The organism is Kyrpidia sp. (assembly GCF_023512215.1).
Classification (GTDB): domain Bacteria; phylum Bacillota; class Bacilli; order Kyrpidiales; family Kyrpidiaceae; genus Kyrpidia; species Kyrpidia spormannii.
Map to the genome: position 1 here is coordinate 71,523 of NZ_JAILZZ010000004.1, position 23,202 is coordinate 94,724.

At 59.4% G+C, this 23,202-nt stretch carries 17 protein-coding genes and 1 pseudogene; 9 read left to right on the forward strand and 9 right to left on the reverse strand.

Features of this window, described 5'->3' with window-relative positions:
* The 3 genes from K6T64_RS03125 to K6T64_RS03135 form a co-directional block, all read right to left on the reverse strand.
* On the reverse strand, positions 1-2,136 hold the full coding sequence (locus K6T64_RS03125) for a sigma-54-dependent Fis family transcriptional regulator (RefSeq protein ID WP_288008520.1): 2,136 nt from the start codon (positions 2,134-2,136) through the stop codon (positions 1-3).
* A 183-nt stretch (positions 2,137-2,319) separates the two neighbouring features.
* The gene (locus tag K6T64_RS03130; protein WP_288008522.1) at positions 2,320-3,753 is read right to left on the reverse strand and encodes a hypothetical protein; all 1,434 of its coding nucleotides are present in this window, start codon (positions 3,751-3,753) and stop codon (positions 2,320-2,322) included.
* Entirely contained in the window at positions 3,713-4,270 is a 558-nt protein-coding gene (locus K6T64_RS03135; RefSeq protein WP_288008523.1) for a sigma-70 family RNA polymerase sigma factor, read from the reverse strand. Before K6T64_RS03135 ends, K6T64_RS03130 begins: the two co-directional genes overlap by 41 nt.
* 181 nt (positions 4,271-4,451) lie before the next feature.
* Here K6T64_RS03135 and trpB point away from each other — a divergent pair, with 181 nt between their 5' ends.
* The 4 genes from trpB (at position 4,452) to purU (ending at position 9,596) form a co-directional block, all read left to right on the forward strand.
* On the forward strand, positions 4,452-5,660 hold the full coding sequence (trpB, locus tag K6T64_RS03140) for a tryptophan synthase subunit beta (protein WP_483306127.1): 1,209 nt from the start codon (positions 4,452-4,454) through the stop codon (positions 5,658-5,660).
* 203 nt (positions 5,661-5,863) lie between these two features.
* Positions 5,864-6,571, forward strand: coding sequence for a VIT1/CCC1 transporter family protein (locus K6T64_RS03145; protein WP_288008525.1), 708 nt, complete (start codon positions 5,864-5,866; stop codon positions 6,569-6,571).
* Positions 6,572-6,700: 129 nt separating this feature from the next.
* Positions 6,701-8,542 carry an asparagine synthase (glutamine-hydrolyzing) gene (gene asnB, locus K6T64_RS03150; protein WP_288008526.1) on the forward strand — a complete coding sequence of 614 codons (1,842 nt, stop codon included), beginning with the start codon at positions 6,701-6,703 and terminating at the stop codon, positions 8,540-8,542.
* 181 nt (positions 8,543-8,723) lie between these two features.
* Positions 8,724-9,596 (forward strand): formyltetrahydrofolate deformylase, encoded by an 873-nt coding sequence (gene purU, locus K6T64_RS03155; protein WP_100669130.1) that lies wholly within the window; start codon positions 8,724-8,726, stop codon positions 9,594-9,596.
* 118 nt (positions 9,597-9,714) lie between these two features.
* Here purU and K6T64_RS03160 read toward each other — a convergent pair whose 3' ends face one another.
* Positions 9,715-10,809: a sensor histidine kinase gene (locus K6T64_RS03160; RefSeq protein WP_288008527.1), complete on the reverse strand. Its 1,095-nt coding sequence runs from the start codon at positions 10,807-10,809 to the stop codon at positions 9,715-9,717.
* An 85-nt stretch (positions 10,810-10,894) separates the two neighbouring features.
* On the opposite strand from K6T64_RS03160, the gene K6T64_RS03165 reads away from it, so the two are divergent.
* Positions 10,895-11,602: a response regulator transcription factor gene (locus K6T64_RS03165; protein WP_100666870.1), complete on the forward strand. Its 708-nt coding sequence runs from the start codon at positions 10,895-10,897 to the stop codon at positions 11,600-11,602.
* A 72-nt stretch (positions 11,603-11,674) separates the two neighbouring features.
* Positions 11,675-12,622: a cation diffusion facilitator family transporter gene (locus K6T64_RS03170; protein ID WP_288008528.1), complete on the forward strand. Its 948-nt coding sequence runs from the start codon at positions 11,675-11,677 to the stop codon at positions 12,620-12,622.
* 56 nt (positions 12,623-12,678) lie between these two features.
* On the opposite strand, the gene K6T64_RS03175 is transcribed toward K6T64_RS03170, so the two are convergent.
* On the reverse strand, positions 12,679-14,040 hold the full coding sequence (locus K6T64_RS03175; RefSeq protein ID WP_483306123.1) for an FAD-binding oxidoreductase: 1,362 nt from the start codon (positions 14,038-14,040) through the stop codon (positions 12,679-12,681).
* 426 nt (positions 14,041-14,466) lie between these two features.
* Between K6T64_RS03175 and K6T64_RS03180 the strand changes: the two genes are divergently transcribed.
* On the forward strand, positions 14,467-16,725 hold the full coding sequence (locus K6T64_RS03180; protein ID WP_288008529.1) for an ATP-binding protein: 2,259 nt from the start codon (positions 14,467-14,469) through the stop codon (positions 16,723-16,725).
* On the opposite strand, the gene K6T64_RS03185 is transcribed toward K6T64_RS03180, so the two are convergent.
* Complete coding sequence (locus tag K6T64_RS03185; protein ID WP_288008530.1) at positions 16,708-18,339, reverse strand: thiamine pyrophosphate-binding protein; 1,632 nt, start codon at positions 18,337-18,339, stop codon at positions 16,708-16,710. The genes K6T64_RS03180 and K6T64_RS03185 overlap by 18 nt on opposite strands.
* Positions 18,340-18,629: 290 nt before the next feature.
* Between K6T64_RS03185 and K6T64_RS03190 the strand changes: the two genes are divergently transcribed.
* Both K6T64_RS03190 and K6T64_RS03195 read left to right on the forward strand, forming a co-directional pair.
* The gene (locus K6T64_RS03190) at positions 18,630-19,955 is read left to right on the forward strand and encodes a cation:proton antiporter (protein ID WP_288008531.1); all 1,326 of its coding nucleotides are present in this window, start codon (positions 18,630-18,632) and stop codon (positions 19,953-19,955) included.
* Positions 19,956-20,356: 401 nt separating this feature from the next.
* A complete protein-coding gene (locus tag K6T64_RS03195) occupies positions 20,357-20,668 on the forward strand; it encodes a hypothetical protein (protein WP_100666865.1) in 312 nt (103 codons plus the stop codon).
* 92 nt (positions 20,669-20,760) lie between these two features.
* Here the strand turns inward: K6T64_RS03195 and K6T64_RS03200 are convergent.
* The 3 genes and pseudogenes from K6T64_RS03200 to K6T64_RS03210 form a co-directional block, all read right to left on the reverse strand.
* Positions 20,761-21,555: pseudogene (locus K6T64_RS03200) on the reverse strand (ATP-binding cassette domain-containing protein); the annotation flags it as partial.
* A gap of 88 nt (positions 21,556-21,643) precedes the next feature.
* Positions 21,644-22,501: a hypothetical protein gene (locus K6T64_RS03205; RefSeq protein WP_288008533.1), complete on the reverse strand. Its 858-nt coding sequence runs from the start codon at positions 22,499-22,501 to the stop codon at positions 21,644-21,646.
* The gene (locus tag K6T64_RS03210) at positions 22,473-23,066 is read right to left on the reverse strand and encodes an RNA polymerase sigma factor (protein ID WP_288008534.1); all 594 of its coding nucleotides are present in this window, start codon (positions 23,064-23,066) and stop codon (positions 22,473-22,475) included. Before K6T64_RS03210 ends, K6T64_RS03205 begins: the two co-directional genes overlap by 29 nt.
* Positions 23,067-23,202: the final 136 nt, after the last annotated feature.

The window sequence follows — 23,202 nt, forward strand, 5'->3', positions numbered from 1 at the left end:
TCATGTTGCGCCGAGGCGAAAACGAACTTCCTCTTCAATCCTGTATTTTCGCAGTTTATGATACAAGGTCGACCGGCTGATTCCGAGGATTTGAGCGGCCCGGGTGCGATTTCCACCTGCTTCTTCCAGGGCGCCAAGCACCCATTCCTTCTCCCACGCTTCGCGACTGCGGCCCCGGGGCCTGGGCGGCCCTTCCGCCCCGGCCGGTTCCGGAGTACGGGAAATTCGCGAATTTACCTCCCGCATCTCCTTGGGGAGATCTGCCACGTCGATCATATCCGACACCCCGAGGTTCATCGCCCGCTCCAGGACATTTTCCAACTGCCGGACATTCCCCGGCCAGGAGTAGGCCCGGAGCCGCTCAAAAGCCTCCGGGGATACGCCCTTCACTTGCCGGTTGAGTTTGCCATTCAATTTTTGAATCAGGGCTTGACATAAAAGCGGCAGATCCCCCAGCCGGTCTCGGAGCGGCGGAATCTTCAAATGAACGACATGAATGCGGTAGTACAAATCCTCCCGAAACATCCCGTTTCGTACCATCTCTTCCAGATCCTGATGTGTTGCGGCGATGATCCGGACGTCCACCTGTCGAGGGCGGACATCCCCAACCCGCTCAAACACCTGCTCCTGCAAGAAACGCAGCAACTTGCTCTGCAGGGCGAAGGGCATGTCCCCGATCTCGTCCAAGAACAGGGTCCCTCGGTCGGCCAATTCAAACTTTCCCGGTTTTCCACCCCGGCGCGCCCCGGTGAATGCGCCTTCCACATAACCGAAGAATTCCGACTCCAACAACTCCGCCGGCACCGCGGCGCAATTGACAGCCACAAAAGCCCCGGGACGTCCCGACTCCTGGTGGATCGCCCGGGCAAAAAGTTCTTTCCCGGTTCCGCTCTCCCCGGTGATCAGCACGGTGGAAGTGGTGCTGGCCGCGAGACGGGCCTCGCGTTTGAGCGCTTCCATAGCCGTGTCCCGGCCGACAATGGCATCAAAAGCCGAGGCGGATCGATGGGACCGCTGCCACTCGCCCCGGTAGTAATTGACCTCCCGCTCCAACTGTTCGAGCCTGCGGAAAAGATCCCGCCATTCGTCCAGGCGGCGCCAGATCACCTTGATGATCGCCCCGACGCATTTACCCGAGCGTTCGATGGGTTCTTGGGTGATCAGACATGGCCTGCCCCGGAGCGTATACACCTGCCCTTCCACTTCCCGCCCCTCCAGGACTCGTCGAAGGGAGACATCGGGAACCGCCTCCCCCCACGGCCGACCCACCAAACTCTCCCGGTCGGCGTCGAGGATCTCGGCCAGGGCGTCGTTGGCCACGGTAATCCGGCCCTCCGGGTCCACCACAGCAATTCCATCATAGGACAAGGCCACGGCGTGCTGAAGAGTGTGCTGAAGATTTTTTGTCGTTTCCAATTCCTCAGCAATGGCCTCCAACGTGGTGATATCCCGAATTACCGCCATTGCCCCCGCAGCATTCCGGCTCCCCCCGATGGGCGACACGGACGTGAGAGTGACCGTATCGCCAATTTCCAACCGTCCGGCCGGAAGGGCGATCGAACGCTCCACGGCGTCCGCCACCACCCCCGCCAACTCGGGCAACCATTTGGCCACCGGGGTGCCCAAGACCACATCTTTGTCCACGTGAAAAAGGGCTTCCGCCGCCTGGTTCATCGCCTGAACCCGCTGTTCCCGGTCGATGAACACCACCGCTTCCTGCAAGTGATCCAGCAGAACCGTCACTTGCTGGGCGCGCATCTCCGTGTCAAGCAAAAAGCCGCGGATAATGTCCGATTTGCCCATCACACCACAGACCTGCCCCTTCCCGTCCACCACCACGCCGTGACCCACCCCGCTGTGAAGAAGGGTGTCCTTGGCCGACTCCAGCGAATCTTCCATGCGCAGGACCACCACGTCCCGACGCACCAAGGACCCGACCGGTGAATCCAGGCCCGCGCCGGCTAGCAAAGCGCGATAAAGGGCGTACTTGCTGACAATGCCGTCCAGATGGCCGCGATCGTTCAGGACACAGGCGATATCCAGGCGGTGACGCAAAAACGCTCTCATCACGTCCGCCAAGGTGTCACCCGGGGCCAGAATTGCCGCACCCGGTGTATAACAATCACCGACCTTCACAGGCTCACCTCCCGGCGGAACGTCCGAATCTTATACATGTGTTCATATTGTACAACTGTTTCTAGCATACAAGAACCCGTCCCTCGCGTAAAGGGGGCCACCAGGCCCCCTTTTTTCCTACCGAGAGGTTGTACCGTCTATCCACAACCGGAACGTCCGGCGCGTAAACGCCCCGTCCCGCATTCATGGGGATACAGGAATCTCCACCAACACTCGTCCCGCGTCATCCACCACCCGGATCGATTGTGTAACCGGCACCCAGTAGTTGCTCCAGATGACACTTTCAGCTCCTTCACCGTGAGGGGTTTTCGTCACAGCCACCACCAACGTTCCCCGTTCAAAGGTGACATCCGCCACCATCGCACCCGTCACGTAAAGTCGACTGCCTGTATGGTCCTCCCGCGCCCAAGCTCCGAGGTGAACTCCGTGGGAAGCCAACCACTGCCGGTCGGCGGCCACCCCTTGGGACAGGCGAACGGCGGGAGCCGGGGGAGAGAAGAGCGCCGGCGGCCCGGGCTGCCGGGACAGATCCTTCCACTCCTCGACAAACGGCACCTTCATCCGGGGTGCCGACGCAGGGGGCACCGGGCGCATCGACCGGGCCACGCTCAGGACCTCCGCCACCGAAATGCCGGATACGGAGTACCACACCTTGCCGCCGTAGGTCCAATTCACTTCTACGGTGGGCCGATTGCCCAAATCGAGCACCTGAATCATGCCCTGGGCCGCGCCAGGTGCCACCGGCGCCCCCGAGGCCAGATCTTTAGCCAAACGGCTGGCTTCCGTAACCGCCACATCCCCGGGGCGGCCCCGAAATAAACCAGCCGTTACGTAGGTCCATCCTCCGGCGCTCCATGTGACAACATCTCCTCCGGTATCTTTCAAAACCAAGCGCCGGGCCGGAAAACCGCCATCCAAAACCACTGGATCCACGGCGGCCAGCCGATCTCTCACCGTGTCGAGAAAGGTCGTCGGGGCCGCATCCCGCCGCGTGCCTCCAAAGGACACCAGCCGGTTGGCTTCAGAAATGGGGGTTGAATCCGGCTCCCCCCCGTTTAACCACCCCGCCTCCACCAAGTAGCCGCTCTCAAGAATTTGGTCCGTCACCTTCACCCGCCCCTCGCTCCCGGTCAATCCCGGGACGGCGGGTCTCGGCACTACTCCCGGAAGAACCACCGGGACGAGGCTTCGGCTCACCACATCCCGGGCCACCGGAAGAACCGCCGGGTCGATCGCCGCGTGGGGCTGGGGAGGGGCGATATCCACGGCTGCCGTGGTCGCCGCCGGCTCACTGTTCACCCGCTCCTCAGTTTGGTTGGCTCCCCCCGCCCCGGCCGGAGGAGTTGCTACGGACTCAATGGCCGGCCGGCCCACATCTCGGCCGAACGGCTGTCTGAGCACAGAGAGCGTCGTCGCCCCCACTCCGGCCAGTGCGAGCAAGACGCTCGCCACCCCCAGCAGCCACCGTGCCGCCCATCGCGAACGCCGTCTGTTGCGCGCTTCTACCCGGGCTAACGTCCGCTCGATGAGATCCTCAGACACTCCCCACCCGCGAAACACCGTTTTACGGGCATCCTCAGCCATCTGTTCCAGCTTCCGCGTGAGATCGTCGTTCATCCGCCGATCCCTCCTCGCGCAACATGTCTTTCAACCGCCGCCGGGCCCGGTGCAACCTCACCCGCACTGCACCGGAATCAATGCGGAGAACCTGGGCAATCTCGTTCGTTTTGAGTTCGCAATAGTAATGGTAGATCAACACCTCGCGATCCATGAGGGGAAGACGGAACATAAGGTCCAACAGCCTGCGCCGCTCCAAAGACGCCACGGCCTCCTGCTCGGCGGAGGCGGCCACCCCCTGGGGCAGATTTTCGTCGCCGGGTAAAAGCACCCTTTTATACACCCATGACCGAAAACGGTCTCGGCACAGATTTGCGGTGATCCGCAGGATCCAGGTTTTGGCCGCCCCTTCATCCCGCAGTTTATCCATCTCTGAATACACGCGCAGAAACGTGTCTTGAAACACATCTTCCGCCATATGGCGGTCTCGGACGTAAAAATACGCCAGGTGCAACACCGCTTCACCGTGTTCCCGCATCCATCGGACCAATTGTTCCCGGCGCTTTTCCTCGTCCACAGGTTCCGCCCTCCCCGCTGAGGCCGCCCTTGGAGCGTTGTTACCAGAAGGACGCGCCCGACCAATAAAAGGTTACCGCAAAACCACAGACAAACCCAGGGCCAATCTGATACCATAGAACCATGAGGCGCTTTTTGCCCCGGCGAAAAGGCGAGCAGAGTGGAGGAGAGAGACGTTGAGCATTCTTAAAGTGGACGAGAAAACTGGCATTTTTGGTGAAGGGGATCAGACTTTCGGGGGGAGCTTTGTGCCGCCGGAGCTTCAAAAGGCGCTGGACGAGGTGGCCGAGGCCTTTGCCCGTTACAAAGACGACCCGGACTTCAACGCCGAGCTCCAGGCCTATTACAAGGACTACGCGGGCCGGCCCAACCCCCTGTATTTGGCCAAGCGGCTGTCGGACCAAGTGGGCGGAGCCAAGATCTACCTCAAGCGGGAAGACCTGAACCACACCGGAGCCCACAAGATCAACAACACATTGGGCCAAATCCTGCTGGCGAAACGCCTCGGGAAAAAGCGGATCATCGCCGAAACCGGGGCCGGGCAACACGGGGTGGCCACCGCCACCGCCGCGGCGCTCATGGGATTGGAATGTTTGATTTTTATGGGCGAACTGGACATGAAGCGCCAGGCGCTCAACGTCTTCCGCATGGAGTTGCTCGGGGCCAAGGTCATCCCCGCCACATCCGGGAACCGCACCCTGAAAGAAGCGGTGGACGAAGCACTCATGTATTTCGCCGGGCACCCCGACAGCTTTTACCTGCTCGGGTCGGCGGTGGGGCCCCACCCCTACCCTTTGATGGTCCGCCATTTTCAGTCTGTCATCGGACAGGAAGCCAGGGCCCAGATCCTGGAGAAAGAAGGCCGGCTCCCGGATTATGTGGTGGCGGCGGTTGGGGGCGGGTCTAACGCCATCGGTCTCTTTTATCCCTTTGTGGAGGACCTTTCCGTCAAAATCATCGGAGTCGAACCGGCCGGTAAGGGCCTGGATACGGGGTATCACGCCGCCCCCCTCAATGTCGGGGAAGTCGACGTGCTGCATGGATTCCGCTCCTATGTTATGCCCGACCCGGAAAAATGCTGGTCGATCAGCGCCGGATTGGATTATCCCGGGGTTGGACCGGAGCACAGCTACTACAAGGCCATTGGCCGGGCTCAGTACGTCGCTGTGAACGATCAGGAGGCCCTGGATGCTTTCCTGAATTTATCCAAAACCGAAGGGATTATTCCTGCCCTGGAGTCGAGCCACGCCGTGGCCTATGCCACCAAACTGGCAGCCCAGCGTCCAAAGGACGAGATCATTATTGTCAACCTCAGCGGCCGGGGGGACAAAGACGTCGCCCAGGTCGCCGAAATGTTGGGCCGCACCCCCGAACAAGCGGCAAAAGCCTAAAAGAACAAAAACAACCTGTTCCGGCCCTCGACAAAACCTTCCCGGGCATCACCGGCCCCCGGAAGGTTTTTTGTCACATCTTCTTCACAAGATGTTTGATGGCTGTCACACCCTAGGCGACCGTGTCTTGAGAGCGGGCCCGTGGTACAATGACACCATGTGAATCATGTGGATACATGCATCGCGACGGAGGAGAACGGCCCATGGAGCAATCGGCCCAACAAACTGCGCATGTAGAAAAACATTTTACCGCTCCGGACGTCATTCGGGATATCGTCATCGGCATGGCGGACGGGCTCACAGTGCCCTTTGCCCTGGCGGCCGGCTTGTCGGGAGCAGTCTCTGTCACCACGTTGATCGTGACCGCAGGGGTGGCAGAAATCGCCGCCGGAGCCATCGCCATGGGATTGGGGGGCTACCTGGCGGCCCGAACGGACCGGGAACATTATTTTGCCGAATTGGAGCGAGAACGCACCGAAGTGGTGGAGCTGCCCGACCGGGAAAAACAAGAAGTCCGGGACATCCTCACTCAGTGGGGGCTGAATGAGCAAGAAGCGGAGCCGGTGATCCGCGCCCTGAGCCGGGACCCCCGCCGGTGGGTCGACTTCATGATGAAGTTCGAATTGGGTCTCGAAGAACCCGAGCCCAAACGGGCCCGAAACAGTTCCATCACCATCGGCCTCTCGTACATCGCCGGCGGCATCATCCCCTTGGCACCCTACATGCTGATGGCCAATCCTGTGACTGCCCTGATAATCTCGGTAGTCGTCACGCTAATCGCTCTCTTTATCTTCGGCTTTGTCAAGGGTAAATTCACCGGCGTGAAGCCCTGGAAAAGCGCCTGGCAAACCACGGTGGTAGGCGGTCTCGCCGCCGGCGTAGCCTTTCTCGTTGCAAAGTTCATCGCCTGACCCCGCCAGCTGGGCAACAGGTTTCCCGCGTCACCCCCGGCGTCACCCATCGATATGACCCCGCATACCCTACCACAGACTGGGCGATCGACCTGGTGATGCCAGGCGCCCGAAGGGGGTAGGGACGACATGTGCGGGATTGCCGGTTGGATCGATTGGAATGTGGAAATCACCGGACAGCGGCCGGTGCTGAAAGCCATGGCCGACGTTCAATATTGGCGGGGGCCCGACGCCGAAGGCATCTGGATGTCCCACCGGGCCGGATTGGCGCACCGGAGGCTGTCGATCATCGACCCGGAGGGCGGGGCGCAGCCCATGATCCGGCGTCAGGGAGAACGCACCTTGGTCATCGTGTACAACGGGGAGTTGTACAACATGGCCGAACTACAGCGCGAACTCGAAAGACTGGGCTACACCTTCGCCACGCGGTGCGATACCGAGGTGGTACTCGTCGCCTACGCTCACTGGGGCCCGGCCTGCGTCGAGCGGTTCAACGGGATCTATGCCATCGGAATTTGGGATGAACAGGCACAAGAATTGTTCCTGGCCCGGGACAGGCTCGGCGTCAAACCGCTCTTTTACGCCCCTCTTGAGAACGGCCTCGTGTTTGCATCAGAACTGAAAGGCCTTCTCGCCCACCCGGCCGTGCGCCCCGAGGTGGATAATGAGGGGCTGGCGGAAATTTTTGCCCTGGGACCCGGACGCACTCCGGGCCACGGCGTATTCCGCAACGTCTATGAGGTCAAGCCCGGATGGGCCTTGCTCTTTGACCGAAGGGGCCTCCACCACCGCCAGTATTGGAAACTGGAAAGCCGTCCTCACGAAGACGACCTGGAAACTACGATTGCTACTGTGCGGGATCTCCTCGAAGACACAGTCGGGCGGCAGCTCATGTCCGACGTGCCGGTGTGCGCACTTCTTTCCGGGGGGCTGGACTCCAGCGCCATCACCGCTTTTGCCGCCCAGGCGTTTCGCCGCCAAGGCCGCCCGCCTCTGAGAACCTTTTCTATTGATTATGTGGATAACAACGTGTATTTCCAACCCAACGCCTTCCAACCCACCGCCGACGGACCTTGGGCGGAACGAGTGGCAGATTTTCTGCAGGTTGATCGCAGGATCATCACCCTGACCCCCAGCGCTGTGGCCGACGCCCTGCGGGAGGCTGTGCGGGCGAGGGATCTGCCAGGCATGACAGACGTCGACTCATCGCTGCTCCTCTTTTGCCGGGAGATCAAAAAAGAGGCCACTGTGGCTTTGTCCGGCGAATGCGCCGATGAGGTATTCGGCGGATATCCGTGGTTTCATCGAAAAGAGGCCCTTGAAGCGGATATTTTTCCCTGGTCATTGAAAATGCAGGAAAGAATCTCGGTGCTCCACCCGGACCTCGTGGACCATTTGCAACCTGAGCAATACGTGCGCCGGCGATACCGCGAAGCCCTGGATGCGGTGCCCAGGCTGCCGGGAGAGAATCCCCAGGATGCCCGGATTCGGGAAATGTTTTACTTGAACCTTTTTCACTGGATGCCCGTCCTCCTCGATCGCAAAGACCGGATGAGTATGGCGGTGGGCCTAGAAGTCCGGGTGCCTTTTTGCGATCACCGCTTGGTCGAGTATATGTGGAATGTGCCTTGGTCAATAAAAATGGCCGGCGGACGGGAAAAGGGCTTGTTGCGCGTGGCCATGAAAGGGCTCCTGCCCGAAGATGCGCTCTGGCGAAAAAAAAGCCCGTTCCCGAAAACCCATCACCCCGATTTCGCCCGGGCCTGCCGAAGCGCCCTTCAAGAGGTGCTCGCCGATCCCACATCCCCCCTGTTGCCACTCATCCACCGGGAGTCGGTGAACAAATGGCTCCAGGCCGAAGGGGAATTCGACATCCCTTGGTTCGGGCAACTGATGCGCCTCCCCCAGCTCTACGCCTACCTAGTTCAAGTGGACCAGTGGCTTCGGGAATACCGGGTTCAGATCCTGTGACGCAAAAGCCGGTCCGCCCTTCCAGGGCGGGCCAATCCCGTTATTTTTCCCTATCCCTGCAACAGGCGGTACCCAAAACGCACCGAATGATCTACTATTAAAGAATCGGCAACATCACAGGGGAAGGAGAATCACATTGAGCCACGGCCGCACACCCGTCGACCCCGGCCACGCCCCGGCCATTTCCGACACCGCGGTGGCAGATCGGGCGAGAATCCTCGTGTCCTGTCCCGATCGCCCGGGCGTGGTGGCGGCGATTTCACAGTTTCTGTATGGCATGAATGCCAACATCGTTCGTATGGACCAGTATTCTACCGACCCGGACGGCGGCCGCCTGTTCATGCGCGTGGAATTCGACCTGCCCCACCTGTCCGACCGCCGCCGGGAACTGGAGGAAGGATTCGCCCGGACCGCCCGGCCCCTGGACATGCAGGGGGAGATCCGTTACGCCCGGGAAAGAAAACGAATCGCGATTTTTGTCTCCAAGATGGATCATTGCCTCCGGGAGCTCCTCTGGCAATGGCAGGCCGGGGATCTATCCGGAGATCCGGTGGTGGTCATCAGCAACCATCCGGACCTCAGGGAGGTCGCCGCCACCTTCGGCCTGCCCTTTTATCACGTGCCGGTCACCCGAGAAACCAAAGCCGAGGCCGAACGCCGCCAACTCGAAATCCTTAAGAACTACCGGGTGGATCTCGTCGTCCTCGCCAGGTACATGCAAATTCTTTCCACAGAGTTCGTGTCTGCATATCCCAATCGGATTATCAACATCCATCACTCGTTCTTACCCGCCTTTGTCGGGGCCAATCCCTACGAGCGGGCCTATGAGCGGGGGGTCAAACTGATCGGTGCCACGGCCCACTATGTGACGGCCAATCTGGACGAAGGCCCGATCATCGAACAGGATGTGCAACGGGTGAATCACCGGGACAGCGTCGAAGATCTCAAACGGATCGGGCGGCACATCGAGCGGGTCGTCCTGGCCCGGGCCGTGGCCTGGCACCTGGAAGACCGGATTCTGACGTATAAAAACAAGACGGTCGTGTTTGTGTAAACAGCTGCAAAAGGGCCCGGGGATATCCCGGACCCTTTGCAGTCTAATTTCCCTTGATTGTTCACCTGCCCTGGCTTTACCCACCGGATACGGGCTGTGGTAATCCTGGTACTCCACATCACTCATCATCCCGGCCGCAGCCAGGCAAATCCACCCGAACAACCGTTCCCTTTCCCAACTCGCTGTGAATCTGCACCCTTCCGCCGTGCGCATCGACGATCCGCTTCACGATGGTCAGTCCGATCCCCGACCCCCCGTCCCGGGAACGCCCTTGACCCACCTGATAAAATCGCTCAAACACTCTCGTGACCTCCTGGGGCGGCATGCCACGCCCGGTATCTCGAACCCGGATCACCCTCCAAACCCCGGCATTCCCCGCACTCACCGTAACCTTTCCCCCTTGCGGCGTCGCTTTGAGCGCATTGGACAGAAGATTCGTGAAAACCTGAGTCAATCGCTCGGGATCGGCTTCCGCCCACACCGGCTCGGTGCACTCCAACTCAAGATCGACACCTTTTTGAAAATAACTCGGGCGATAAAGGGCGAGCGCCCGGCCCAAGACCTCACACAAATTCACCCTGGTCGACTGCAGACGAAAGCTGGGGGCCTCCAACTCCGCCAGCGCCTCCACATCCCGGACCAGGCGAATCAGGCGTTCAATCTCCTCATAGCAGCCGCGCAAACGAACTGCATCGGGCTCCCACACCCCATCCAAAAAGGCTTCAAGGTGGCTTTTCAATGTCGCCAGTGGAGTCCGCAATTCGTGAGCGATGTCCGCTGTCATGGTTTTCCGCGAATCCTCCTGGCGGGCGAGAGACTCGGCCAGATGGTTCAGGGCTCTCCCCAATTCCGCCACCTCATCCCGCCCCGCCACCGCGACTCGAACGTCCAGTTCTCCGGCCGCCATTCGCCCGGCAGTTCGGGTCATCTCCACCAGGGGCCCAGCAATCCGCCTGGCCACGTACACGCTGACCGCACCGGCGAGAATGACCATGCCGATGGACGTCCACCCCACCGACTGCTGCAGGGCTTGTTCAAGATGCACATTCAGGACATGCACCGCGTAACCGCCCTCTTTGATCTGCCGCTCGTACATCTGAAAATGAAAATGTGCCTCGACGAGAACGATAAGGCCGGTCATCAGGGCACTCCCCGCCGCCACAGCGAGAAAAAGGGCGGTCAATCGGGTCCGGAGGCTTTCGAAACGAACCACAGGTCTTCACCTTCCCCACTGCAAGCTGAATATCCGTATGGTACCATATACTTAAGCTGGGGCGGTGCCGACGAAGGGGGCGTGGATGGTGAACCGAAAACCGAGAAACATTCTCATCGTCGAAGATGAACAGAAACTGCGGGATGTGATCGCTTCTTACCTGGAGAAGGCCGGTTACCGACCACTTCAAGCGGCGAGGGCAGATGAGGCATGGGACTTATTGCAACAAGAGCCCGCAGATTTGGTCATCCTGGATCTCCTGCTGCCAGACATGCCCGGCGAAGAATTGTGCAAAAAGATCCGCGCCCACACGGCAGTGCCCATCCTCATGCTCACGGCAAAAGCCGGGGAAACGGACCGCATACGCGGTTTGTCCCTGGGGGCTGACGATTATGTGACCAAACCCTTCAGCCCCCGGGAACTGGTGGCCCGAATTCAAGCCATTCTCCGCCGGGTGTCCCCCGAAGAGCTGTTGGCGGACACCGTCACCTTTCGCGACGGCGAACTGGTGATCGACGCCGGGCGCCAGAAAGTCTACCGCAAAGGGGAGCTTGTCCCGTTGACCCCCTTCGAATACCGCCTTCTCCTGACTCTCGCCCGCCATCCGGATCGCCCGTTGACCCGGGAAGAATTGATTCTCAAACTGGGCGGATTCGACTACGAGGGGGATGTGCGTACGATCGACCAACATATCAAGAATTTGCGGCAGAAGATCGAACCCGATCCGAAAAACCCGACCTATATCCTTACGGTCTTCGGGGTCGGCTATAAATTTGCGCCGGGGTCGCCGTAAGATTGTCGCCTTTGAGGATGTCCGCGAAAGGTTCAAGGGAAGCATTGCAGCCCTGTGAAAGGAAGAACAACCATGCAACACCACCACGGCCCGGAATCGGGCCATGTCCACGACCACTCGATTCACGTCGCCCAGGACAAACTCAAACAAGCCTTGGTCCTGGCATTTGTCGTGCTGTTGGCAGAAGTTATCGGAGGCCTGTGGTCAAACAGCCTGGCGTTGCTCAGCGACGCCGTGCACATGCTCACCGACGTGTTCGCCCTGTTTATCGCTTGGTGGGCCGTGCGAAAATCCCAGAGTCCGCCCACCGGCGCCATGACCTTCGGTTACCATCGCACGGCCATCCTCGCCGCCCTCTTCAACGCCGTCACCCTCATCGTTGTGGCCGTGGTGATCGGCACCGAAGCCTATCGGCGGCTGAACCAACCAGAACCCGTCAACAGCACGGTTCTTCTGGCCACAGCGGCAATGGGTGTCATCATCAACTTGTACATCGGCTGGGGCATGCGGAATGCCTCTCACAACCTAAACATCCGCAGCGCCATGTTGCACGTGCTCGGGGACGCCGCGGCCTCAGGCGGGGTCATCCTAGGCGGTCTCATCATCATGACCACGGGATGGACCCTGGTCGACCCCATTATCAGCATCCTGATCGCCCTGACCGTCGCCGCCGGGGCATGGCGGGTGACCCGGGACTCCTGCCTTGTTCTCATGGAGGCCACGCCGCCTTCGGTGGAGTTCAGTCAGGTGGCCAAAGCCATCCAGAGCATCCCAGGCATCCGTAGCCTCCACGATTTGCACATCTGGAGTCTTTCGTCCAATCGCCACGCCATGAGCGTTCACGTAGTCGTCGACGGCTGTCTCACCGTCGCCCACACGCAACGTTTGATCCAGGAAGTGGAAACCCTTGCCGGAGAACGCTTCGGCATCGGCCACGTCACGGTCCAGATCGAATGTCCAGAATCCCCCCACGATGAGGAGGATATGTTTGCCCTAGACCGGAACTGGTCCCGGCACTGAACTCCCGGTGCCGGATTGCTCGCCGCAGATGCAGCTGGAAAGTTGTCGCCGCCGGATCAATCGATCAGTTTACCCGGATTCATGATTCCCAAGGGATCCAAGGCCGATCGGATGGCCTTCATCACCTGCAAAGCCCGCCCGTGCTCTTTTTCTTGGTATTTGCGCTTGCCAAGACCGACGCCGTGCTCACCCGTGCAGGTCCCTCCGCAGGCCAGGGCATACTCCACCAACTGCTCATTGATCGCCTCCGCCCTCGCGACATCCTCGGGATCTTTCGTATCCACGGCAATGAGGGCGTGATAGTTCCCGTCGCCGATGTGGCCGAGGACGGCGCCGTACACCCCCTGCCGATCGAGCAGTTCCCTGGCGTCGGTGACCGCCTGGGCCATCTTCGAAATCGGCACGCACACATCGGTCGTCATCATGCCACGACCCGGATACTGGGCCATGAACGCCCGGGCTGCGGAATGCCGGGCCTCCCACAACTGCTGGCGGGACTCCTCGTCCGAATCGAAGGCAAACCCCAAGCACCCTTCCTCCTCGGCCAACTCCCGGGCGGTCTGCACGTCCCGTTCCAGACCCTCGGGATTTCCGTGAAACTCCAGAAACAGCGTGGGAACCTTCGGGTACGAAGTCCCTTTGTACGCATTGACCGCTTCGACAATGCGCTCATCCACCAACTCCATTCGGGCCACGGGAATTCCCGCCCCGAGGACCGCCGTCGCTGTCTTGACACATCCGCTCACATCGGGAAATTCCGCCCGGATGGCCATCACCCGCTCGGGCAGGCCATACACCCTGAGCCACAGTTCGGTAAACACCCCCAGGGTCCCCTCGGAACCGACAAACAACCCGGTCAAATGATACCCCGACGACGATTTCGCCGCCAAGGAGCCGGTGTGGATCACCTCACCCCCGGGCAACACCACTTCCAGGTCCCGTACCTGATCGCGCATCGTCCCGTAGCGCACTGTCGTTGTGCCGCTGGCATTGGTCGCGGCCATTCCCCCCAGGGACGCGTCAGCGCCGGGATCGACGGGAAAGAACAGCCCATAGGGTTTTAGAGCCCGGTTCAATTGCGTCCGGGTTACCCCGGGCTGAACCCGAACGAGAAAATCTTCGGGCCGAATTTCGAGAATTTGGTTCATCGCCGTGACATCCAGGCTGATCCCTCCCTGGACCGGGATCACGTGCCCTTCGACGCTGGATCCGATCGCAAAAGGGATCACCGGAACCCGGTACTTGGCGGCGATGCGCATCACCTCCACCACATCGTCCCGACTTTTGGCAAACACCACCGCGTCCGGGTTATGAGGGGCATGATACGATTCGTCTCTGCCGTGCTGCTCCAGAATCGTTGGATTGACCGAGACCGCGTCCTTTGGCAGCCGAGTCTTCAATTCCTCCATCCACGTCAACCAACATTTCCCCCTTTGTGATGGGTGCAGACGGTTTGCCCTAAGAAAATCGCACCGTCCAGCTTGTAGAGAAGGTTTATCAAAGAATAAAATCTCTGATAAGAGATGCATGCGCTTCCTGCAGCGGCATGGCGCAGAGAAAGACGCAAACACTTCTTGATAATAATATACCTTTTTGCGGGGAAGGGGGATCCAACCCGGTCTGTAGACACGGTTTCCCGAAAGAATTCTGAGAAAACGGGATGTCAAGCGAAGGCAATTTTGATATGCTCATAGAGAGATGGTCAGACTGTAGCTCGGTTAGATCTACGCCATAGCGTCCATGGCGGATCGAAGCATGGCCTTCATAGTTTGATCTGATCTGTGTTCACAACAGGGGGTTTTCGTTCCTAGTTTTCATACAAATGTAGACAGGAGTGGGTGGACATGTCCGATCAAACCCGATACCTGCGACTCGCCCAGATCACCCAGTTGATCAATTCGAACTTTGATTTGCGAGCCGTGTTAGAACACGTGGTCACCGCCATCTCCGAGGAGATCATCCACTGCACGGCTGCGGGAATCTACTTGGCAGAGCCCGACGGCACCTTCCGGGGTTTCGTGGGAAAACCCGACCAGATCGCGGGAATCACCCTGGATCAACTGGTGGCAGACCCGGCAAAAGATGCCCTCATCGCCCAAGTGGTATCGGAAAGAAAGATGATTTACATACCGGACACCGCCCTGGACCCTCGTCCAGACCGCGACGTCATTCTGCGGTTCCAGATGAGATCCCTTCTGGTTGTGCCGATCTCTTTCGATAACGAATTATTCGGACTCGTCTTTCTGTTCAACCACGGTTCGCCCATGTACCTGAGCCAGGAGGAAATAGAGTCCATCACGGCCTACGTGAACATGGCCGCCGTGGCCCTGCGCAATGCCAAACTATTTCAGCACGCCAACGCTCTGTTGACGGAAAAGCAACTGCTCATCGATGCGCTGCATCACCTATCCCTGTGTAAAACCATCGAAGAAGTGCTCAATGTCTGTTTCCGTTTTGTCAGCTGCGCTGTGGACAATCCCAACATCGGCATTCACATCGCCGACGCCATTGGGGCGCGATTTCGGCCGGTCCGGCTCAATCACACCGCCGACTGGTCCGAACAAGATTGGAAAGCCGTCCACCGAAATTTGCAACTGAATTATGAAGAAGACTTGCTATTCCAAGACGTCATTCGGAGCAAACGTTCCGCCTTGGTGCCCGATGTGGAGAAGGACCCCCGGCCCAACCGCGAGGCCTGTGAGCGATTTGGCATTCGGGGTGTGTACATGATCCCCCTCGTGGTGGCCGGGGACGTACTCGGCGTCGTCGCAGTGGTCAGCCTTGGCGTCCCACGCACCTACACCGAGACCCAAATGCGCCTCGCCGAATCCATTGTGGACGCCACCTCCACGGCATTGTCCAACGCCATGCGTTTTGAACAACTGGAGGCCATGGTGCGCCAGCGGACCACCGAACTCGAGGAGAAAAACCGCATGTTGGAAAACCTGGTGGAGGAACTGCGCAAACTCTCCACCCGGACAACCTTGATCCTGGATTCCGTCACCGAAGGGATCTACGAATTGGACGAGAATGGAAGGGTCACCTTCTGCAATCCCGCTGCTGCCCGTCTCGTGGGGCGAGAGCCGGGGGAAATCATCGGCCTGCCGCAACACGACGTCTTCTGGCACGGAAAAAGCGAAGACAAAGGGTGCACTCTCGCTGTGTGCCCCATCCTGTCTCCCATCCAAACCGGCCATCCGAGCCAGGTCACCGATGAATTGTTCCGCCGCAAAGACGGATCCACCTTTCCCGTGGATTATGTGAGCACACCAATGAGGGACGATGGAAAGATCCAAGGGGCTGTGGTGGTCTTTAAAGATGTCACCGAACGGAAGCGCTCCGAGGAGCTGATGATTAAATCGGAAAAGCTGTCGGTAGTGGGGCAGCTCGCGGCGGGGGTAGCTCATGAGATCCGCAACCCCCTCACGGCTTTGAAGGGGTTCGTCCAGTTGCTTCAATCCAATGTCCACACAAAGGATGAATATTTCAACATCATGCTCTCCGAGTTGGACCGGATCGAGTTGATCATCAACGAACTGCTGATCCTGGCGAAACCCGTGGACGTGCAGTTTCAATTTCACGACCTCAAGGTGTTAATCGAGACGGTGGTCGCTCTTTTGCGTACTCAGGCTATCTTGAGCAACGTCCAAATCACCACTGACTGTGATCCGGCCCTCCCCGCCGTTCTCTGCGACGAAAACCGTCTCAAGCAGGTGCTGGTGAATTTATTAAAAAACGCCATAGAGGCGATGCCCCGCGGCGGACAGATCGTGGTACAAGCCAGGCGAGAGGACGATCGGACCATTCTTATCCGGGTCATCGATGAAGGGACGGGGATCCCCGAGGACAGCCTCCCCCGCCTGGGGGAGCCCTTTTTCACCACCAAAGAGAAAGGGGTGGGTTTAGGGTTGACCATGAGTTACCAGATCATCGAGAGTCACGGAGGACAGATGCATTTTGAAAGCGAGGTGGGGGCGGGGACCACGGTGGAGATTCTGCTCCCCATCGATCCCCGCGCCGCGGACAACTGTACCGCCGTGGGTGCCGAAGTGTCCTGCCAGTCCAAATTACAGGGGCTGCTGGGTTCAACGGCCAAAAGATGATAGAAACTTAACCCGATCCCCCATGGGAGGCACCTGGTCGTCCACCAGGGCGACGTCCAAAACCACGGGTCCGTCCGCCTGCAACAGATTCTCTGCCCGGGGATCGGCAAGATCCTCAAACCTCTCCACCCGTAAAGCGGGGACACCCAGGTGGGCCGCCATGCCGGCGATGTTCACGGGATCTTGTTGAAACCGGGGGTGGGCGCGATGATATTGCAAAAGATGTCCGTGATGCACCATCCCGAGCCGGGCGTTGTTGATCACGATAAACAGGATGGGCAACCGATACTCCTTTGCGGTGAGAACCTCCATACCGTGCATAAAGAAACACCCGTCTCCTGTGATGCACACCACTGGGCGGGTGGGATCGGCGAGGGCATACCCGATGGCCGACCCAATGGCGATCCCCATCGGGCCAAAGTGCACGTTAATCTCATAAGAATCGTAGTCCAGGACCCGCATGTAATGGATGACATAAGACATGTGCTCACCGATGTCGACGGTATAGCGGGTGTTCTGGGGCAAATATCGCTGAAGGGCGAGGAGCACATTCTGGGTTTTGAATTCCGACGGCACGGATTCGAGGGCGACGGGTTGCGTTCCCTGGGCGTGGCGGGATAGCCCCAACTCCCGCAACTCCCGGTTCAGCCATTGCAAGGTCACGTCCGCATCGCCACAGAGGGGTACGTCACATCGATACGTTCGGCCGAATACCGTCTTGTCAAAATCGATCTGAACAATCAGCTGCCTCTCCCCTAGGGGCTTGCTATAGTTGCTTGTCGCCGTCTCTCCGAGGCTCGAGCCGACGATCAACAACGCCCTCTCGGGGTGATCGTTCACCCACTCCGCGGCTTTCTCATGTCCCGCAAACCCATACACACCTATGTATCCGGGGTAACTCTCTGGAATCAACCCTTTGGCCTGGGGCGTGACCACGATGGGCCACCCCAAAAGTTCTGCCGTCTCGATGACCTCCGGAATCGCCCGGCGGGCTCCCTGACCGACGAAAACCACCCCCGGAGTCTGTGCCAGCCTGACAGCGGCCTCGCGGACCGCCTCGGGGTCCGGCAACACCTTTTCGCGCCTGGGAAAGGCGGGAAGCGGCAGCTCTTCGGCCTTCGACAATTGGACGTCGATCGGCATGGCCACGTGTACCGGCCCCGGCACCCCAGACAAGGCGATCGTCACGGCCTTTGCCACTTCATCGACCAGATCTTCCGGCCTCCTCACCGTCACACTGTATTTTACAAAGGGCTTATACACGGCCTCACTATCAAACTCCTGGGACGCATTGCGCCCAATGGCGTCCACGGGCACATGGCCCGTCAAAAAAAGGACCGGCAGGTGCTCCCGGGCCGCATTGGCGGCACCCGTCAAAAGATTCGTGCTTCCGGGGCCACTGGATCCGATACAGACCCCCAAATGTCCGGTGGCCCGGGCATAGGCGGCAGCCATGTAACTCGCCGCACCCTCGTGCTTGGCCACCACAGGCTCGATCTCCGGCACATCGTACAGCTCATCGAAAAAGGCATTCACGGACCCCGCTGGAATTCCAAAGATGTACGACACTCCCCCCGACACCAGATAATCCACCACTCCGCGAACAGCCTTCACAACAATGCCTCCTTTCTGTCAATAGAAAAAATCTGCCGACAAGCCTGTGCCACTGCCAGGGTTTCCTATGCCAATGTTTGCTATATTCGACGTTCCCATCTCGATTCCCTGCCACGTCCGAGAGTCCCGCAAACTCTTTGATTCGGAAACATATTCCCGTGAAAATGTGTGGTCATCCGGGGCAGTCCGCCCTGTCCGGCGACCCTTGTCCTGGAATATGGTGTCAAGCACAGTGCACGAACCGCCACATCGGTGGCACCAAAGGGAGAATGTCTAAGGAGGGATCGTCGATGGGCTTAACGGGCATCGAGATGACGCGGTTTCTGCTCAGCCTACTCACCCTGCTGGTCGCCGCGAACGTCCTTGGTTACCTGGCGGAGCGGTTCACAGTGCCCCGGGTGATCGGCGAAGTAGCCGGGGGACTGGTGCTCGGGCCGACGGTATTCGGACACTTGGCCCCGGACACCTTCCAGTGGCTGTACCAGGGGTTCCCAGCCCAAGGGAAGCTGCTCGGCTTGGTTTACCAACTCGGGTTGATCTTCCTCATGTTTAATTCCGGCCTTAAATTCCAACCCAAGTTTAACCGGGGCGATACGTCCATTGGATTGGCGATTCTCGCCGGGTCTACGCTCATTCCTTTCGCAGCGGGATGGATGTTCACGGGATTCATGAATCCTGCCGATCTCCTGGGTCCGGCCCAAAGCCTAGTCGCTTTTAAAATCGTGGTTGCCATCTCCATCGCCGTAACATCCATTCCGGTCATCTCCAAAATCTTGTTCGATCTCGGGGTGATGGACACTCGATTTGCCAAGCTCGTGGTGGCTGTGGCGGGAATCCATGACACTCTCTTGTGGGTGGGGCTGGCCCTGGCTGCGGGACTCGCTGGCGCCGAGTCCCATCAAGGAATCGCCACCGTCCTCCGGAGCACAGGGGCTACCTTCGGGCTGATCGCCGTCTGTTTACTCGTTTTGCCCCGAGTGCTTCGGCTGATCAATGGAAACCGGTTTAACATTCTCGTACGGGCCTCTTTTCTCGGCTATATTTTGGCGATCCTGCTCATGCTGGCCCTCCTCGCCGGCTACCTAGGTGTGGACGTGATGTTTGGGGCGCTGCTCGCCGGCATCGCCGTCAAACTCGCCTTTCCGGAGCATCTCTTCGATCGCGTGGAAAATAGCATCCGCGAGATCTCTTTCTCCTTTTTCATTCCGCTTTATTTTGCCATGGTGGGGCTGCAACTCGATTTGGCGAGACAATTCCCCCTAGGTTTTTTCCTCCTCTATCTCTTTTTCGCAACGGCGGTACAGGGTACCGTGGTGTACCTCACCTGTCGGTTGCTCCATCTCGATCGGCTCACCAGTATCAACCTCGCGGCGGCGATGAACGCCCGGGGCGGACCGGGGATCGTGCTATCCACGGTGGCCTTCTCTCTGGGGCTCATCAGCGAACCCTTTTTCGCCGTACTGGTCATGTTGGCCCTGGTCACATCCTGGATGGCCGGCAGTTGGCTCCGATTTGTCGTGAAAACGGGCCGGCCCTTGATGCCCGGGGACGAAAAAGTAGCTGTAGTCAAACCCCAGGAAGAGGTGACCTTGGACGCAGTGCCGAGCGTGAAATAACCTGCAAAGCCCCAGGGTCTGGCCCGGGCTTTCTGTCTTGCCGACGAGGAAGATTCGCTCTACCGCCTGGCCGCCCAACTGGAGAAAACCCGTCCTCGGGCGGACCGGCGTCCTCCGGAGGTGTGAAGGGGGTCAGAAGTTGAGCCTGCCAGTTCTCTCTACGGCCTCCTCGCCGAACCCTATGGTGGTTTTGGCGGGGGGCCCCCTCATCCAAAGGTGTTGCCTACCAAGACTCTCTATGTCGAAGTTTTGCCATACAGTTCACGGTTTTTTCGATCTTCTGGGATCCCCGAGGGTGTAGAATAAAGATACGAAACTTCCGGGTAGAGCCGGAGGTTCGTGAATCCTTTCACAATCCCCCAAGGAAACACCACTGCGGGGAAACCAAGGAGGGAACAACGATGGAAGAGGTGGTCAAGGATCGTGTGAGTCAACTGTTGGAACAGTGGAATCGCTTACAAACCGCCGATCTCGAATCTCTGGAGGACGACTCTCTCCGCTTTGGTGCCGCCTTCTACGATTTTGTCGATGAAGTGCGCCAATATTTTGAGGTCATGAGCGAAAAGCCGGAATCTTTGGATGACGCTTTGGAGCGTTTGGGGATCCGGGAGGCTCTGAGCCGTCTCCCCGAACCTCTTTCCCTTCATTTTGCCAACGAATTGAGCTATATCCTTGACGGCATCACACCGATGGAGGACGCGACTTGGGCGTAAGACGCATGCAACAGAACGACTGCGACCCTGCTTCACCCTTTTCCCGCAACCTTCGACAACCGCCAGTCGGACCAGGACAGGAGGCCGCAGGCCTAGGGACCGATCCGCCGCTCCTCCCGCCGAATCACGTAGGCCTCTTGGAGAGTGGGTGTTTCTTCCCGAAACCCGTCCCCGGGCGCCATCCGGGCAAACAAACGTACCCGGACGCGGTCCCCTGTCCACCGCCGGGCGAGGATCCGACGAGACTCCAGCCCTTCGAGCTCTTCGGGATCGAGCACCTTAGACCACACTTTTTCCCCCAACCCCGTCACCCATAGCGCCGGTGGCCCGAAAAAAACAGGCTGACCCTGCTCGAGCCACACGATCTGATCCACATGATCCCATTCATCCAGTTCGTGACTGACGGCTACCACCGTGCGGCCTCTGGCGTATCGAGTCAAAAACTCGATCATTTTACGCCGCTCAACTCCGTCCAGGTAGGTAAGTGGTTCGTCGAGCAATAGAACCTCCGGGGACCCGAGAAGAGCCTGGGCAATGCCCAACCGCCGCTTCATACCCTCAGACAGTTTAGAAATTTTGACGTCGCAAACGGGAACGAGATCGGTTCGCGCCAGCCTTTCCTCTACCTCAATGCCCGGATCCACCCCTTTGAGGACGGCCATGTACTGAAGAAATCGCCTCGGCGTCATATGAGAATAAGGTTGAAAATCGGCGGGAAGATAGCCGATCGTCCCCCGGATGCCAGCCAGGTCCTCGATAACCCGCCGATCCCGATACCAGATTTCCCCTTTGTCGGGTATCGCCGCCGTGGAGAGCACTTCGAGAAAGGTTGATTTTCCTGCTCCGTTGGGCCCGACCAGCAGGGTCAGCCCCCGCCCCAAAGTCAGGCGGCCGGGGATGGCCAAACAAAATCCCTCCCGGCAAAAGTGAACATCGACCATGGTAATCATCCAGCTTCTCCTCCTGGCCGCCCTTCTACCCTCGCCGGTGTAGAGGCCACCCGACCAGGCCGGGAACTCCAGCCCAGGCCTTCCACATCGCGTACCCCCTTCGTCCGGCCCGCACCATCGCCGCCAAGCCGGCGACGAGCAACAGCACGCTTCCCCAAGAAGCCGCGGTATCTCCCAGAAACGACGGCTGCTGAAGCACCGCGGCCAGCGCCCAGACCTCGATGCCCGTGGCGATGGCCGGGCGAACCCCCCGGCGAAAAAGCACCCAGGCCGTGAGCCCACCTGTGGCAAACACCGCGGACAGCCAGTGGACCAAGAACAAAAAAGGCTCCATCCCACGCACGGTAAGCGCCAAAAGCGCCGTCCCCAGAACCCCGAAGGCGATGTTCAACCCCGTCACCACCAGAACCCGTATGAGCCAAAGCAGCGCCGGCGGGAACGGCACGGTATTCTCCACCAGCCGCATGCCCCGATCTCCGGATACCCGACCGTAAACCGCAGCTGCCACCACATAACCTGGCAAAATCATGGCATAGAGATTCAGAGACGACTCTCCATGCCCCTGGGACATCTGGGTCGCAGAAAGGGTGAGCAGCACAAAAATCACCAGGCTCACCGCCCAGAATCCCCATCCGTAAGTCCCCATCTGAAGCCGGATGAACTGTCCCAAGGAGAGCATCCGCCGCCTTACTCCCCGGGTTTCCAGATCCGACAGAGGGCCCTGCCGCTCGGCGCGCTGCAGAAGGTGCTGCACCAATTGACGGCTTTCCTCCGGGGTGGGCTCTTTCACCGGATAAGGCGCCAAACGGGGGCGCATCATCCGCTCCAGCTCCATCAACTCCGAATCGAGCCTGTCATCGCCTGGATATTGCCCTGGCCGCAATCCCTTCGCCCCCTTTTCCCATCGGCTCCCTCTGCTCAAAGACCTCCCGAAGGTGGCGCAGCGCCTTGAACAGGTATGCTTTGACAGTCCCCTCCGGCACCTCCAACACCTCGGCGATCTCCCGGTACGTCAGGTCCTGATAAAATCGCAAGATGACCATACGCTTCTGGATCTCGGAAAGTTCATCTAAGGCATCCCGGATCATCTGCCGGGTTTCCAGGCGCTCATAGATCTCCGACACCGAGGGTTTCTCCAGCACCGCCGGGCTCCAGTCCTCGGGCAGCCCGGGCTCCGAACGCCGCTCCGCCGCTTTCCAGTAATCCCGGCACAAATTCGTCGCCACCCGGTAGAGCCACGGGCGAACCCGCTCCGGCACTCGTCCCCGTTGTACCTCCCGGACGAACCGAAAGAACGTCTCCTGCACCAGATCCTCCGCCGGCTCCGTTCTTCCCAGAAGGCGCTGGATATAAGCGTGAATCGGGCGATGGTATCGATAAACCAGGGCTTCAAAGGATCCGGTATGACCCTCTGCAAAAGCCCGGGCCAACGCTTCGTCACTTTCCATCCCAGCACCTCCAAGCCGCCCCCGAACTCGCTCGCAAAGGGACAAAAAAAGAAGCTCCACCCGCACCGTCGTCGGCCAAAGGAGCCTCAGCCATCCCCGTCGATGTCCTCTTCTTTCGACGGACCGTCCGTACCTT